17 protein-coding genes and 1 other RNA gene are annotated in these 14,383 nt (G+C 41.3%); 13 read left to right on the top strand and 5 right to left on the bottom strand.

Features of this window, described 5'->3' with window-relative positions; all coding sequences use genetic code 11:
• Window positions 1-194: 194 nt before the first annotated feature.
• Window positions 195-392, bottom strand: a complete 198-nt coding sequence (locus ACR42H_RS13700; protein ID WP_436376780.1) for a hypothetical protein — start codon at window positions 390-392, stop codon at window positions 195-197.
• 84 nt (window positions 393-476) lie between these two features.
• Window positions 477-611 (bottom strand): hypothetical protein, encoded by a 135-nt coding sequence (locus ACR42H_RS13695; RefSeq protein WP_436376779.1) that lies wholly within the window; start codon window positions 609-611, stop codon window positions 477-479.
• Between the two features lie 142 nt (window positions 612-753).
• Here ACR42H_RS13695 and ssrS point away from each other — a divergent pair.
• The 5 genes from ssrS (at window position 754) to ACR42H_RS13670 (ending at window position 4,149) form a co-directional block, all read left to right on the top strand.
• Window positions 754-950: non-coding RNA, 6S RNA (gene ssrS / locus ACR42H_RS13690), on the top strand.
• A gap of 104 nt (window positions 951-1,054) precedes the next feature.
• Window positions 1,055-1,195: a hypothetical protein gene (locus tag ACR42H_RS13685; RefSeq protein ID WP_166672422.1), complete on the top strand. Its 141-nt coding sequence runs from the start codon at window positions 1,055-1,057 to the stop codon at window positions 1,193-1,195.
• 103 nt (window positions 1,196-1,298) lie between these two features.
• A complete protein-coding gene (locus ACR42H_RS13680; RefSeq protein WP_113881106.1) occupies window positions 1,299-2,276 on the top strand; it encodes a ring-cleaving dioxygenase in 978 nt (325 codons plus the stop codon).
• Window positions 2,277-2,383: 107 nt separating this feature from the next.
• On the top strand, window positions 2,384-3,622 hold the full coding sequence (locus ACR42H_RS13675) for an MFS transporter (RefSeq protein ID WP_436376776.1): 1,239 nt from the start codon (window positions 2,384-2,386) through the stop codon (window positions 3,620-3,622).
• A 47-nt stretch (window positions 3,623-3,669) separates the two neighbouring features.
• Window positions 3,670-4,149: an SRPBCC family protein gene (locus tag ACR42H_RS13670; protein ID WP_436376775.1), complete on the top strand. Its 480-nt coding sequence runs from the start codon at window positions 3,670-3,672 to the stop codon at window positions 4,147-4,149.
• Window positions 4,150-4,334: 185 nt separating this feature from the next.
• Here the strand turns inward: ACR42H_RS13670 and ACR42H_RS13665 are convergent, their stop codons facing one another.
• The 3 genes from ACR42H_RS13665 to ACR42H_RS13655 form a co-directional block, all read right to left on the bottom strand.
• Window positions 4,335-5,204, bottom strand: a complete 870-nt coding sequence (locus ACR42H_RS13665; protein ID WP_436376773.1) for an AraC family transcriptional regulator — start codon at window positions 5,202-5,204, stop codon at window positions 4,335-4,337.
• Between the two features lie 257 nt (window positions 5,205-5,461).
• The gene (locus tag ACR42H_RS13660; RefSeq protein WP_436376771.1) at window positions 5,462-5,833 is read right to left on the bottom strand and encodes a VOC family protein; all 372 of its coding nucleotides are present in this window, start codon (window positions 5,831-5,833) and stop codon (window positions 5,462-5,464) included.
• Window positions 5,834-6,262: 429 nt separating this feature from the next.
• Window positions 6,263-6,541 (bottom strand): hypothetical protein, encoded by a 279-nt coding sequence (locus ACR42H_RS13655; protein ID WP_436376770.1) that lies wholly within the window; start codon window positions 6,539-6,541, stop codon window positions 6,263-6,265.
• A gap of 325 nt (window positions 6,542-6,866) precedes the next feature.
• Between ACR42H_RS13655 and ACR42H_RS13650 the strand changes: the two genes are divergently transcribed.
• From ACR42H_RS13650 to ACR42H_RS13615, 8 genes are all read left to right on the top strand, one after another.
• Window positions 6,867-8,075, top strand: a complete 1,209-nt coding sequence (locus tag ACR42H_RS13650; protein WP_436376769.1) for an acyl-CoA dehydrogenase family protein — start codon at window positions 6,867-6,869, stop codon at window positions 8,073-8,075.
• Between the two features lie 18 nt (window positions 8,076-8,093).
• Window positions 8,094-8,867, top strand: a complete 774-nt coding sequence (locus ACR42H_RS13645; protein ID WP_113881100.1) for an SDR family oxidoreductase — start codon at window positions 8,094-8,096, stop codon at window positions 8,865-8,867.
• A 27-nt stretch (window positions 8,868-8,894) separates the two neighbouring features.
• Complete coding sequence (locus ACR42H_RS13640) at window positions 8,895-10,508, top strand: long-chain-fatty-acid--CoA ligase (protein WP_436376767.1); 1,614 nt, start codon at window positions 8,895-8,897, stop codon at window positions 10,506-10,508.
• A gap of 50 nt (window positions 10,509-10,558) precedes the next feature.
• Complete coding sequence (locus tag ACR42H_RS13635; protein WP_436376766.1) at window positions 10,559-11,122, top strand: TetR/AcrR family transcriptional regulator; 564 nt, start codon at window positions 10,559-10,561, stop codon at window positions 11,120-11,122.
• A 107-nt stretch (window positions 11,123-11,229) separates the two neighbouring features.
• A complete protein-coding gene (locus tag ACR42H_RS13630; protein ID WP_436376764.1) occupies window positions 11,230-12,114 on the top strand; it encodes a 3-hydroxyacyl-CoA dehydrogenase family protein in 885 nt (294 codons plus the stop codon).
• 11 nt (window positions 12,115-12,125) lie between these two features.
• Window positions 12,126-12,527: an acyl-CoA thioesterase gene (locus tag ACR42H_RS13625; RefSeq protein WP_436376762.1), complete on the top strand. Its 402-nt coding sequence runs from the start codon at window positions 12,126-12,128 to the stop codon at window positions 12,525-12,527.
• A 40-nt stretch (window positions 12,528-12,567) separates the two neighbouring features.
• Window positions 12,568-13,641 (top strand): phosphotransferase family protein, encoded by a 1,074-nt coding sequence (locus ACR42H_RS13620; protein ID WP_436376761.1) that lies wholly within the window; start codon window positions 12,568-12,570, stop codon window positions 13,639-13,641.
• 1 nt (window position 13,642) lies between these two features.
• Entirely contained in the window at window positions 13,643-14,383 is a 741-nt protein-coding gene (locus ACR42H_RS13615; protein WP_436376760.1) for a 2-phosphosulfolactate phosphatase, read from the top strand.

Here is a 14,383-nt window from a genome sequence, read left to right as displayed (position 1 = left end):
AATGGTCGCTATAGAGGGTTGATGGAGCCCAAAAACAGAGGCGAGAAGAAAATGGTCGTCATAGAGGTGTTATGAAGCCCAAAAATGGAGTAGCAAGGAGCAAACGTCCGCCGTAAGGAATCCATGATACCCAAAGAAGAACAAAACCATAACAGTGAAGTTTCATGTCATATCTGCTTTTTAGTTATTAATTATTAGTTATTAGTTATTAGTTCATTCAGGGTTTGGGTATTTTCTTTGTCTAAGGTTCCTAATGAATTTTTTTCTCTGTGAAAAATCGCTGCAGATCCATCTTTCTTGCTGAACCATATTGAGTACTCAGTCAATCTCTCTGGCATATTTTTATCATAAGTAAAGAATAAAGTGGCTATCACATCTTCTTTTTCAGCCATTTGGGGCTTTATGTCTGCCTCCCATTCAATGCTTGAGAATATTTCTCTTAAGGATTTAATCTTTTCTTTTTCAGTTATAATGAATTATTTTTCACTTTTTTCTTGTGAGATATCAACTCTAGTCAGCTGGTCCAGGTCCAATTCATTTGAGGCATCCTTTGAACATCCAATTAAAAGCAAGAAGATAATAATAGATAAAATAATAGGGCTTTTTTTCATTTAAATTCCTCCGGCTGGTTCATTAGTGTAAAATATATTCAACACTAATTGCTCAACCCCTTTTTAAATGTTGTTTTTTTCGTACAATAAAAAGGCTGAGCATGCCTATTGAAAAATCCGCCAGCATCCGTTAATATATAAATACAAGCTGCATTGTTCGTAATCATAATAAAGTTTTAACCTTTAAGCTGTAACAGGGAGTTTTACATTGAAACGGGAATGACAGGCCTTCGTCTATATGACAAGGAGGACAGGCAGGAATGTTTCTGCGAACACCCACTTTGAGGAGTGGTGGTTTAAAACTTTCTTATCCTTATTTACGGCAATGGCGGCTGTACATACGTAAATTAAACCAGTTCCCAAGGGGAGCTGGTTTTTTGCGTTTAGAAATCAAATTTCTGGTTAAACCAAGATAAACGACACATTAACAGGAGATGTAATATATGAAAGAGATTACGGAAAAAAGATATTGCGAAGTCTGCGGAAAAGAAACTGTACACATCGCCAGGGAAGATGCACTTGAAATTGAATACATCTGCAAGGAATGCCATCATGAGGAAGACATCATTAAATCCTTTTTCTAAAGCCACCGATTATTGACACCATTAGTAAGCCATGATAAAGTAAAATTATCTCGAATTAAAGATATTTTATTTTAAGATAAATAACAACGGGGAGGAAGTCCACTTGAATCATTTAAAAGGTATTCACCATGTTACAGCTATTACAAGCAGTGCGGAAAAAAATTATGAGTTTTTCACTTATACATTAGGGATGCGTTTAGTAAAGAAGACAGTAAATCAAGATGACATCCAGACGTATCACTTATTTTTTGCCGATGATGCAGGAAGTCCTGGAACGGATATGACATTTTTTGATTTTCCTGGTATTCCACAGGGATCTCACGGAACGGATGAAATATCGAAAACTTCATTCCGGGTTCCGACAGATGAAGCACTCGAATATTGGGTAAAGCGGTTTGACCGCTTAGAGGTTCCACATTCCGGGATCAAAGAGCAGTTCGGCAAAAACACCCTGTCATTCACGGATTTTGATGACCAAAAATACCAATTGATCTCTGATGAAGACAATAAAGGAGTACCCTCAGGCACACCTTGGCAGAATGGACCTATTCCGCTCGAATATGCGATCACTGGTCTGGGGCCGCTTTTTGTAAGGGTAGCTCAATTTGATTATTTTAAAGAAATGATGGAAAAGGTGCTTCATTTTAAGGAAATTGCTCAAGAAGGAGATTTCCATTTATTCGAAGTGGGTGAAGGGGGAAATGGGGCACAGGTGGTAGTGGAATATAACCCGTCTCTTCCTCAGGCACGCCAGGGGTATGGAACAGTCCATCACGCAGCATTCCGTGTGGAAGATAAGTCTGTTCTCGAGGAATGGGATCAGCATTTGAGAGGCTTTGGCTTCCAGACTTCTGGATTTGTAGATCGCTTCTTCTTCGGTTCTTTATATTCCCGGGTTGCACCGCAGATTTTATTTGAATTCGCGACCGATGGCCCTGGATTTATGGGTGACGAGCCATATGAAACACTTGGGGAAAAACTTTCCCTGCCGCCATTCCTGGAGCCGAAAAGGGACCAAATCGAAAGCTATGTCCGTCCAATCGATACAGTAAGAAGCACGAAGAATTTTGAAAAAGAATAACGAGGCCAAAGGCACCTGTCATTCCACTGCTTTAACGCAGTGGAGGACAGTTGCCTTTTTTTAGCGTATAATGGAGGGTATTCTTTAGAAAATAGGAGCAGAGGGCAGTGGAGAAACATAACAGCAAATACAGGTGGCTTGTCTTTGGCGCGGTTTTATTTACATACTTTTTAATCGTGAGCCAAAGAACAGCACCTGGTTTAATTACTGATCAATTAATGAAGGAATTCGGGGTGACAGCTGCGGCCATTGGGCTCCTGACGAGCATCCAATTTTTCGCCTATGCCAGCCTGCAGGTTCCCATTGGAATATTATCCGACCGTTTTGGCCCTAATGTATTTTTAATCGCCGGGACTCTTTTAAACGGAATCGGCACTTTATTATTCAGTTTTGCTGCGAATGAATACATCCTTTTCGCGGCAAGAATGCTAGTCGGAATAGGTGATGCGACGATCTGGATAAATGTTGTCATCATTTTAGGGAGATGGTTTAAGGTAAATGAATTTGTAAAATTGCTTGGTTTTGCGGGCATGTCCGGGAGCTTTGGATTTTTGCTCGCGACTGTGCCATTTTCCATTTGGATTTCCATATGGGGCTGGCGCATTCCTTTTTTGGCAGTGGGCATTATTTTGACCATCCTCGCCTTATTGCTGTATTTCATTTTAATTATGCAGCCTTCCCGGATGGGCATAGAACCTAAGAAAACAAAAGGTAAGAAGGAGCCAGCAGAGAAAACAGCAAACATCTTAAAGAGAATTTTTTCTGACCGTCAGGCATGGGCTACATTTTTGTGTCACTTTGGCGTGGTTGGCACTTATGTTGGCTTCATCGGTTCATGGGCAGTGCCATATGGAATGGAAATGTATGATTTGACCCGTTCCGAATCCAGCCAGCTAGTCATGATAGGACTGATTGGGGCAATTATTGGTGCTCCGTTAATGAGCTTCATATCAGGACGGATGGGCAGCATCAAACGCCCTTATCTTTTTGCCCACATAATCGTCGTTCTCGGTTGGGCAGTTTTTCTCGTATTCCAAGGCAAACCTCCATATCCGCTCCTGATTGCACTTTTTCTGGTCATGGGTTATGGGAATGGGGCTAGTACGCTGACATTTGCGATTGTCAGAAAATCATTTGACATAAGGGATGTGGGTGTCGTTTCAGGTTTTGCCAACACCGGCGGCTTTCTGAGTGCAGTTTTGCTGCCATTTATTTTCGGAAAAGTTTTGGATACATTTGAAGCAGGATACCAGTATGGATTTATTATTCCGGTCATCTTTTCTTTGATTGGACTGATGGGTGCAGGGTTAATAAAGGAAAAAGGACGCCAATTGGTTAAAGGTTAAATTTATGCTGTATTTTGAGGACAAATATGCAAAAAGGAGACGAGAATATGAAAGCTTTATTAAAAAAAGAACCAAATGGCTATACTGCTGTCTTTGAAAGAAAGCTGAAACATCCCAGGGAAGATATCTGGGCGATGCTTACTGACAATAATCAGCTGAAAAAATGGTTTCCTGAGCTGCAGGCTGAGGATTTAAAGAATGGTGGAAAATTCAAATTTGATATGGGTGATGGCAGCTTTGAGGAAATGGAAATCCTCGGGTTTGAAAAGCCAGCGATCCTTGAATACACATGGGGCGATGATATTGTCCGCTTTGAACTGAATGAATTAAAGGGCGGGACAGAGTTGATTTTGATTGAAAAAATCAGTGAAATAACAGATCATACACCACGGGATCTTGCAGGCTGGCATGTATGTCTTAATGTAATTGGACGTCTGCTTGATGGAGTAAAAGGAGGCAGCCGGAAAGAAGAATGGGAAAATTGGTATGAAGAATATAAAGCAGCAACTGAGACCCTAAAGCAATAATATAGAAAAAGGCTGACAAATTGTACTTAGTAGTTCAGATAATGTGGAGAAAATCCGAAAACACAGGGTAATTAACATTTGTATAAAAAAAGGTGGGGTCAAAATTAAAGGAAACCCCATCCTTTTTTTAATTTTAATGTGTAATATTCGAAAAAACACTTCATTAAATAAAATAATCATCCATTTTAATCGTTAACTTTTTTCTTTACTGCCATCCAAATCTCACTATACACATTTTCCGGTGTACCGTTGTACTTTGTAAAAGAAATACCAGGTAGTTCTACCAGTTCATAATCTGATGAAGGCAGCCATTCAGAATAAATTTTTGCGGTAGTTTCTTGAAGTGTAGAAGGAAATGGTCCTTGGTTAGGGAAAATGGCCCATAAACTTTCTTCAATAGTAATTTGCTCTAAATTATCGAATGGATTTTCTTTTGTAGTTGCAAAACCTATCATGTGTGTTAAATACCCTTTTTCTTCTAAGAAACTTTCATCAAAATCATACGATACATTTAACACTTGATGAGGATATAAATCCGCTAATTGATGCATTTGATTTCTTTGCTGTTCTGTAATTGTCTTGGCCAGTTCTATGATGGCATTATTTTCACCTTCAAATTGAATTGGCACCCTTTTCGATACACCAACTATATTAAACATCTCTTTCTTTTCAATCTTAAATTCCATTGAAATTCCTCCTCTTATATCAATAAAGAATGAATATTTGGGAAATGATTTTTGAATTTTGTTTTTAATCACTTCTGAAGGCAAAAATCCACTCCATTCACGAAAGGCTCTTGAAAATCCTTCGATGGATTGATAACCATATTTGTAGGCAATATCGGTCACTTTTGCACCGTTAATCAGTTCAACATTTGCAACTGATAATCTCCTATTTTTGATGTACTCATTTAATGACATTCCAGCCATATACGAAAACATTCTTTTGAAATGATAATCAGATAATCCTACAATTTTTGATATCTCCTTTCCAGAGATTTCTTCCGTCAAATGTGTTTCAATATAATCCATTAAATGATTGAATTCCTGTAACATTCATTTCCCCCCTTCACAAATACATAATAACGATAAAAATCATAATTCACTCGATATTTTATATACGGAATTTATCGGAACGCATTTCAATTAATTATAGTCATTGTCATTTGGCATTAAGCCTTTTTTAATAGGCTTTGTTAAATAGTATTGTTGTTTTTCAGGCAAAAAAAATGGGAACGACTGATTGGTACGTTCCCGTTCTTATTCCTTTAAAGCACCCGTTAATGAAATAAGGTAATTTATTTATTATAATCTTACCAGTGTACTTGAAGTTTATTGCCATTTGGGTCATAAAAGTGGAAAAAGGCATGACCATTATCTTCTTTTATATCCTCGACCTTAACTTGATTATCAATTAAGTGTTGATGAAATTTAGATAATTCTGGACTTGTAAAGCCAATGCTAAATTCTTGTTCATTATCAATTGTAAAATGTGCAAACGTTTCATCTTCTGTAGGAACTAAGATTAGTAAGAAAGGTCCTTCATTTACTTTTAAAATTGCTAGTTCCTCAGTATTGTTTAGTAACTGGAGCCCTAATACATCTCTATACCATTGTGCAGACATTTCTAAATCTTTTACAGGAATTCTAATATAATGTACTTGTTCAATAAATGATTTACTCATAGCCTTCACTCCTTTATTTAATCAGGTATATCAAATAGTTCCCTTTCTATATACCTTTTTCTTCCGATTATTGAATTAACCTGCCCTTTAGCGGAACAATAAACCTCCTATTATTCGGAAAATTCCGATAACCTAGTTTATCATAAGTAATGTTAACTGAGAAAGAACAACTGTCTAAAACTATTTTGGTTATCGTAAAGTTATCTTTTATATGTTTGATGGCGTATAAGAATTGGAAACAGCTCAAATAATGGTCTAGATATTTAGTCGCTACATCATCAAAACTCACTCGCTCTCGGTAATTTTTGCCCACTCATTATAGAATAAACGTTCGATAAAAACAAATAACAACATTATTCTTTAACAAAGGCTTTTGATAAATAGCACGATCTTATTTGCTTATTCTTTGTGAAAAATAATGCCGGTATTTCACTGCCTTCTTATATGTTCCGATTGTTTTAACAGACAGGTAAGCACTTTTAGCTTCGAGTGTTGTATGTAAGACATCATTTCTTCTTGAGAATTAAATCCATCACCGTCCCTTAACAAGGCAGGAGTCTTGTCTTTCACTTCGATTTCAGGAAATAGGTGTCTTACTTGTTCAGGCTGGGTGTAGGATTTCCCGTAATAGGGAGTTTCTCCCTGAACGGGGGGAACAGCCAATAAAGCAGCAGACAGGAGTACAGCGTTTTTTACTAGTTTTTGCATCGGCTAAGTTCCTACTCTATTTATTTCAAATCAATAATAGATGAAAAATGTTTTAAGTCTTAATTTTGAATAGTATAGATTGAGGTGGTTAGTGGTTGAATTACTTAAAAAGAAGTAAACGTAGGGTTTTAGTTCTAATATAATTCGAGGAACTAAAGTAGAATTGTTTGTAACTAGAAAAAATTTGGCTTTCTTTCCTAAGAAAAACAGGAGTGAAAAACTTAAAATTTATAAATTTTCTGAAAATAAGTTGAATTTTTTCTGATATTGTTTATACTAAACTTGTAACATACCGACCGGTCAGTTAGTAAAGGAGGGATGGAATTTGGATTTTTCCTACTCATCAAAAGTACAGGATCTCATTAGGAAATTGAATGTGTTTATGGAAGAAAACGTTTATCTGAACGAAACATTGTATGAACAGCAATTGAATGAACAGGACAGCCGCTGGAGTGCTATTCCGCCTATTATGGAAGAGCTGAAACTCAAGGCGAAAGACGCTGGGTTATGGAACTTATTTTTACCGGAAAGCGACTATGGCGCAGGACTCACGAACGTGGAATATGCTCCACTTTGCGAAATTATGGGACGATCGATGATTGCACCGGAGATTTTCAATTGCAATGCACCTGATACCGGCAACATGGAAGTGCTCGCAAGATATGGCACCGATCAGCAAAAGAGTGATTGGCTGCAGCCTCTATTAGAAGGGGAAATACGATCTTGTTTTTCAATGACAGAGCCGGATGTTGCCTCTTCTGATGCTGCAAATATTGAAGCCCGGATTGAAAGGCAAGGTACGGAGTTTGTCATTAATGGACGGAAGTGGTGGTCCTCAGGTGCGGGAGATCCGAGATGCAGAATAGCGATCGTCATGGGTAAAACCGATCCAGCAGCCAGCCGTTATGAACAGCAATCTATGATTCTTGTTCCTTTGGATACGCCAGGAGTAAAAATAGAGAGGATGCTTCCGGTGTTTGGCTATGATCATGCTCCCCATGGTCATGCTGAAATTACATACGAAAATGTCAGAGTTCCCGCTGAAAATATGATTTGGGGTGAAGGGAAGGGGTTTGCCATTGCACAGGGAAGGCTTGGTCCAGGACGCATCCATCATTGCATGAGGCTAATAGGGGCAGCAGAGCGTGCTCTTGAAGAATTATGTAAGCGTGTACAAAATCGCATCGCGTTTGGAAAACCGCTCTCTAATCAGGGAGTCATCCAGGAATGGATTGCGGATTCCCGAATTGAAATTGAACAGGCAAGACTATTAACACTTAAAGCGGCCCATATGATGGATACAGCCGGGAATAAAGCGGCGAAAACGGAGATTGCTATGATCAAAGTTGTGGCCCCATCCATGGCTCTTAAGGTAATTGACCGTGCGATTCAGGCTTTTGGCGCTGCAGGAGTCTCTGAGGATGTTCCGCTTGCGGCCTTGTGGGCAAATGCCAGAACACTGAGACTGGCAGACGGGCCAGATGAGGTCCATCGGGCACAGATTGCTAAGCTTGAGTTGAAAAAATACCATTAGGAGAAAGCAGGGAGCCATATGAACGTGATGGATTTATTTGACCTAACCGGGAAAACGGCACTGATTACTGGAGGAGGGCGAGGGCTTGGTGCCCAGATTGCGGAAGGCTTTGCCGAGGCAGGGGCGAATATCGTTCTTTGTTCAAGAAAGGTGGAGGCATGTCAGGAAACAGCTGATCGCCTCGCGATTCTTGGAGTGAAAACTTTAGCTCTATCCTGTGACATAAGTAAACCCGAGGACGTCCATAAAGTGGTCGAAGAAACGGTTAAGGAATTTGGAAGCATTGATATTCTTGTCAATAACAGCGGTGCCACCTGGGGAGCACCTGCCGAAGAAATGCCGCTTGAAGCCTGGCATAAAGTTATCAATGTGAATGTGACAGGGACGTTTTTAATGAGCCAGGCTGCAGGTAAGATCATGATTGAGCAAAAGTCCGGAAAAATCATTAACATTGCCTCTGTTGCCGGCCTTGGCGGCACTGATCCCAGGGTGATGGATACGATCGGCTATAACACAAGCAAAGGCGCTGTTATTACAATGACAAAGGATCTGGCTGTAAAATGGGGCAGGCATGGCATCAATGTGAATGCGATTGCGCCAGGGTTTTTTCCTACTAAAATGTCAGCTGCGATTATTGAGCAGGGGAAAAATCCAATTCTGGAGGCGACGCCTCTCAGACGCTTAGGATCTGAAGACGATCTGAAAGGGGCCGCTTTGTTCCTGGCTTCCCATGCTTCAAATTATGTAACAGGGGACGTATTAATCGTTGATGGCGGAACACATGCAATGTAAATACCGCAAATTTAGGAGGAATTTAGTATGAGCGAGAGGAAAACCTGGCATGCCCGCTATCCTGAATCAATTGCAGCCGATGTAACCATTCCGAGCAAGTCAATGCCTGAGATGCTGCAGGAAGTTACAGCGATGTATCCGCAGAATACAGCTTTATCTTTTTATGGCCGAAAAATGATTTATGCGGAACTTCAAAAAGCCGTCTATGGATTTGCTGCATCACTGCAGAAAAATGGGGTTCAAAAAGGCAGTCGTGTTGCCATCATGCTTCCCAATTGCCCGCAATATGTGATTGCGTATTATGGCACACTTGCAGCAGGCGCGATCGTTACTCAAGTAAACCCGATGCTCGTTGAGCGCGAGATTGAGTATATCATGAATGATTCCGGTGCTGAAACCCTTGTCGTTTTTGATGCTTTATATCCACGCGTAAAGGGGGTACAGAGCAAAACGAAATTAAGAAATGTAATTGTTGTCAGCCTCCAGCAATCAGAAGCAGATTTTTCTCCTGATAAAACGTTTGAAGGTTTTTTACATGAAGGAAAAGGGCAATTCAACCCGGTAAACATTGAGCCTGAACATGATATAGCCGTCCTTCAATATACGGGCGGTACAACCGGACGATCCAAAGGAGCGATGCTGACACATTACAATGTACTCGCCAATGTCGTTCAGTCATATGAATTTTTTAAAGAAAGGACGAAAATAGGCGGGGAAAAATTCTTAACCGTCATTCCGCTTTTCCATGTTTTTGGAATGACTGCCTGTATGAACTTTGCCATTTATACTGCCAATGAATCTATTTTGCTGCCTCGCTTTGAATTGGAGGAAGTGATTAATACGATTAAAAATGAGCAGCCATCTGTATTTCCGGGTGTTCCAACCATGTATGTGGCAATCACCAATCATCCTCGTGCAGAGGAATATGGCATTGACAGCATTGAAACCTGCAATAGCGGAAGCGCGCCAATGCCTGTCGAACTGCTCCGCGATTTTGAAAGAAAAACAGGAGCAAAAATACTCGAAGGCTATGGCTTATCCGAAGCTTCTCCAGTAACCCACTGCAACCCGCCTTTTTCAGAACGGAAGCCAGGAAGTGTCGGAATCGGTTTTCCTTCAACTGATTATAAAGTAGTCGATTTGGCCACAGGAACAGAAGAAGTTCCCAATGGAGAACTCGGTGAGGTCATCATCAAGGGCCCGCAGATCATGAAAGGATATTGGAATATGCCTGATGAGACGGCCGTCACATTACGGGATGGATGGCTCTACACAGGTGATATTGCAAGATTGGATGATGACGGCTTCCTTTATATTGTCGATCGTAAGAAAGACCTGATTATTGCAAGTGGATATAATATTTATCCTCGCGATATCGAGGAGGTGCTCTATGAACATCCTGCAGTTCAGGAGGCCGTAGTCATTGGTGTCCCGGATGCATACCGGGGTGAAACAGTAAAAGCTTTCATCGTGCTGAAAGCTGGCAAAACGATGGCCGAAGAAGATATCATTTCATACTGCAAGCAGAACCTGGCTGCCTATAAAATCCCGTCTGCAGTAGAATTCCGCCATGAGCTTCCAAAGACAAATGTCGGAAAAATCCTTCGCCGGGCTTTACGGGATGAGGTCCGGAGCCACTGATTTTATGTTATAATTCTGTCGATATTTTCTAACAGAAGCGGGGACTAACATTGAAAGAAAAAATTACTGAAAAGAGCATCCGGCTATTTGATCAGAAAGGCTTCAGCGAGACATCGATTCAGGATATTGTCGATAGCATTGGTGTAACGAAAGGGACATTCTATTACTATTTTTCCAGCAAAGAAGAACTTTTGATGGATATCCATCTTCGCTACATTGATGACATGCTGGCCAATCAGCACGAAATCCTCGCGGATGCTTCCAAATCCTGCAAAGACAAACTCTTTGCGATTGTTCAAATGCTGCTCAGGAATATAAAAACACAGGGAGCAAGCGCCAAAGTCTTTTTTAGGGAAATGCGTAACCTCAGTGACGAAAGCTTATCGGAAATCATTCCGAAAAGAGATGAGTTCAGGCTGAATATCGAAAAATTAATAGAAGATGGCAAACAGAACGGAGAGTTCCGTACGAATCTCAACTCCCCGATTATTGCCTTTGGCATCCTAGGTGTCACCAACTGGAGCTATCAGTGGTTCAATCCTGATGGGTCAATATCTGATCAGGAAGTGGCCGAGATATTTACGGAAATGATTTTAAAAGGGATCGAGATTTAGCTATCCGCGAAATTTTGATTTTATCAGCGATAGACAGTAAGAGAGGTAGTCTTACAGCCTCTCTTACTCCTGACATACCAACTGGTCAGTATAAAGGAGGAGAAAAGATGAATGCAAATGATGTTAAGCAAATTACCGTTATCGGTGCAGGGCAGATGGGCCACCAGATCGGAATGCTTTGTGCGCTGGGAGGGTTTGAAACGATTATTCAGGATTTGAACGGAAACGCATTGCAGGATGCTGAGGCAAAGCTTCAAACGATTATGTCTAAATGGGTCTCAAGGGGGAAACTTGCCGAAGATGCAAAAGCCTCTGCATTTAATAGGCTGCGCTTTTCTGCAAGCCTTGAAGAAAGTGTAAGGAACGCCGACTTGATTATTGAAGCAGTAACCGAAAAGCTTGATGTAAAGAAAGAGGTTTTCAGCAAGCTGGAGCAGTATGCCCCTCCCAATGCCATTTTTGCGACAAATAGTTCAACAATCGTTAATAGTTTAATAGCTGGTGAAACGGAGCGGTCAGAAAAAGTCGTCAATATGCATTTCTTCTTCCCGCCTCTCGTTATGGATTGTGTGGAAGTAGTAATGAGTGAACAGACATCGGAAGAAACCGCACAAATAGCTATGGAAGTCTGTAAAAAAATCAACAGGACAGCCGTCCTTTTGAAAAAGGAAATTTCCGGGTTCGTAGCAAACCGCATTCTCGGTTCGCTCCAAAAAGAGGCAGTGGCTTTGTATGAACAGGGAATTGCAGACTATAAAGACATCGATATCATCTGCCGGAAAGCATTGAATCACCCAATTGGCCCTTTCGAGCTTATGGATTTATCCGGACTCGATGTGGCCTATTATGTAATGGAGCAGCGGTATCGTGAGACGGGAGATCCAGCCGATAAACCGTTTGCCTGTGTTGCTGAAAAAGTGGAAAAGGGCGAATTGGGCAGAAAGACAGGCAAGGGGTGGTACGAGTATCATTCAAATAAGATTAAAAGTTAAGGGGTGGCGCCATGCATGAAATGCAGGTAACAGTGAGATTTTGCGAGACTGATGCACTTGGCCATGTCAATAATACCAGTTATTTTATATATCTTGAAGAAGCGCGTGTAAAGTATTTCGAGACGCTTGGCTACAGCATGGATGTGAAAAAATGGAGCTTTATCCTGGCATCCGCTGCATGCGATTTTTTAAGCCAGGGGTATTTTAACCAGGCCCTTACGGTAAAAACGTGGGTTTCAAGAATCGGCAGGAAAAGCTTTAAGCTGAACCATGAAATTGTCTGTACCCACACAGGCGATCTCATTGCCAAAGGGAGCGCCATCATCGTATATTTTGATTTCGGCAAACAGGAGAGTGCAGTTATACCTGATCTGCTTCGCGAAGGCCTTAACCAAAGTATAAGGGAAACATAAATCAAAAAATCTGAATTTTCATTCAAAAGGGAGGAGTCACATGCCTCAGCAAATGAGCCAGGATACCATTCCTATGAGAAAGGGGGAGCAATTGAATACAGCTGCACTGGAAAAATTCCTGCGGAGCGAGATTGGGAACCTTCCAAATGAGCCACTAGAGATTCTGCAGTTTTCCGCAGGGCACTCCAACCTGACATATCAGCTCAAAATGGGAGAATGGGAAGCTGTGCTCCGCAGACCACCGCTTGGACCTGTTGCACTGAAAGCTCACGACATGGAGAGGGAATTCAGAGTGATTTCTCAGATCCATCCCTTTTTCAAGGCAGCTCCGAAGCCGCTCCTTTTCACAGATAATAAAGAAATTGCCGGAGCAGCATTTTTCATTATGGAAAGAAGGCATGGAATTGTTTTAGATACCTCTTTTCCTGAAGGAGTTGCACAAGACGAGGGAGTTTGCAGAGGATTGTCTCAAATTATGGTTGATAAACTTGCCGAACTCCATTCCATTAACTATAAAAGGACAGGTTTAGCTGAAATCAGCAATCCTGATGGATTTATGGAAAGGCAGGTGCATGGCTGGATTGGCCGGTACGAGCGAGCCAAGACAGATGAAGTTTCTGAAGCGGATACACTGAAAAAGTGGCTGATTAATCATATTCCAGTTAGTCCAGAACCTTCCATCATCCATTATGATTACAAACTGAACAATGCTATGTTCAATAAGGATTTGACAGAAATGGCCGGTCTTTTTGACTGGGAAATGTCCACGGTAGGTGATCCGCTGGCAGACCTTGGTGCAGCGATGAGCTATTGGATTCAGAGCGATGATCCCGATTTGCTCAAGTTTGGCTTAGGTAAACCGCCAGTAACTGTTCTAAACGGCTTTTACACCCGCTGGGAATTTATGGAGGCATATGCTAAAAAGACTGGCCGGGATCTCAGCAGCATGAATTTTTATTTAACATTTGCCTACTTCAAGCTCGCCGTTATTTGCCAGCAAATCTATTACCGCTATAAGAAAGGCCAAACAGGCGATGCTCGTTTTTCACAATTCCATACATTCGTTAAAGTGCTCCTGAGACATGCTGTACAGGCTGCAAACGAGAAAAACTGAAATGAAGAAAGTACATGTGATTGTCAGGAAAGAGGATATTTCAGAAGAGAAATTAAGAGAAGGCAGTAAAGTGGCCGTCGTTTTGGATATTCTTCTCGCGACCACGACGATTACTTCAGCTCTTTCAGAAGGAGCTGCGGAAGTCATCCCTGTATTGGATGTTGCGGAAGGGATGAATGCTGCTGCAGGCATGGAGCCGGAGACTTTTGTTCTTGCCGGCGAGACTCACGGGAAACCGATTGATGGATTTGTGTATCCCATTCCAAGCCGCCTCCGTGAAATGGTAAACGGCAAGAAACTGATCCTGTCAACAACAAATGGAACGGTAGCTTTAAGAAAATCAGCCTGTGCCTCAAAAGTCTATATCAGTTCACTATTAAATAATCGGGCTGTTGCTGAGTCCATAAAGGGAGAAGCTGAGACAGTCATCGTTGTATGCTCAGGAAATTCGGGAGAACTCAGTTTGGAGGACTTTTACGGTGCAGGGCACTTTATCGATTGCTTAACCGATTATGAACAATGGGAAATGACCGATTCTGCAAAAGCTGCATTGGATTTTTACCGGGGTGCATCAGGGAGCGCTTTTGATATCCTCTCATCATCCAGGGTAGGCATGCTTTTTGCCCGTCACGGGATGGCAGAAGAATTAGAATTCGCTTCACAGACTGATATGGCAGTAATTGTACCCATTCTGAAAAATGGCAGAGCGGCCATCCTTCAGACCGCTATAAAAGGAGAGTGA

Source organism: Cytobacillus sp. BC1816 (assembly GCF_051353635.1).
Lineage (GTDB): Bacteria > Bacillota > Bacilli > Bacillales > Cytobacillaceae > Cytobacillus > Cytobacillus oceanisediminis_C.
The sequence above is the reverse complement of the archived record's forward strand: the minus strand, read 5'-3'. Positions and strand labels throughout refer to the sequence as shown.

Bases quoted from the DNA above. Each gene is read 5' to 3' on its own strand.
- ACR42H_RS13700 (WP_436376780.1), bottom strand. From the start codon at position 392: ATGGCTGAAAAAGAAGATGTGATAGCCACTTTATTCTTTACTTATGAT.
- ACR42H_RS13695 (WP_436376779.1), bottom strand. From the start codon at position 611: ATGAAAAAAAGCCCTATTATTTTATCTATTATTATCTTCTTGCTTTTA.
- ACR42H_RS13685 (WP_166672422.1), top strand. From the start codon at position 1,055: ATGAAAGAGATTACGGAAAAAAGATATTGCGAAGTCTGCGGAAAAGAA.
- ACR42H_RS13670 (WP_436376775.1), top strand. From the start codon at position 3,670: ATGAAAGCTTTATTAAAAAAAGAACCAAATGGCTATACTGCTGTCTTT.
- ACR42H_RS13665 (WP_436376773.1), bottom strand. From the start codon at position 5,204: ATGTTACAGGAATTCAATCATTTAATGGATTATATTGAAACACATTTG.
- ACR42H_RS13660 (WP_436376771.1), bottom strand. From the start codon at position 5,833: ATGAGTAAATCATTTATTGAACAAGTACATTATATTAGAATTCCTGTA.
- ACR42H_RS13655 (WP_436376770.1), bottom strand. From the start codon at position 6,541: ATGCAAAAACTAGTAAAAAACGCTGTACTCCTGTCTGCTGCTTTATTG.
- ACR42H_RS13645 (WP_113881100.1), top strand. From the start codon at position 8,094: ATGAACGTGATGGATTTATTTGACCTAACCGGGAAAACGGCACTGATT.
- ACR42H_RS13640 (WP_436376767.1), top strand. From the start codon at position 8,895: ATGAGCGAGAGGAAAACCTGGCATGCCCGCTATCCTGAATCAATTGCA.
- ACR42H_RS13630 (WP_436376764.1), top strand. From the start codon at position 11,230: ATGAATGCAAATGATGTTAAGCAAATTACCGTTATCGGTGCAGGGCAG.
- ACR42H_RS13625 (WP_436376762.1), top strand. From the start codon at position 12,126: ATGCATGAAATGCAGGTAACAGTGAGATTTTGCGAGACTGATGCACTT.
- ACR42H_RS13620 (WP_436376761.1), top strand. From the start codon at position 12,568: ATGCCTCAGCAAATGAGCCAGGATACCATTCCTATGAGAAAGGGGGAG.
- ACR42H_RS13615 (WP_436376760.1), top strand. From the start codon at position 13,643: ATGAAGAAAGTACATGTGATTGTCAGGAAAGAGGATATTTCAGAAGAG.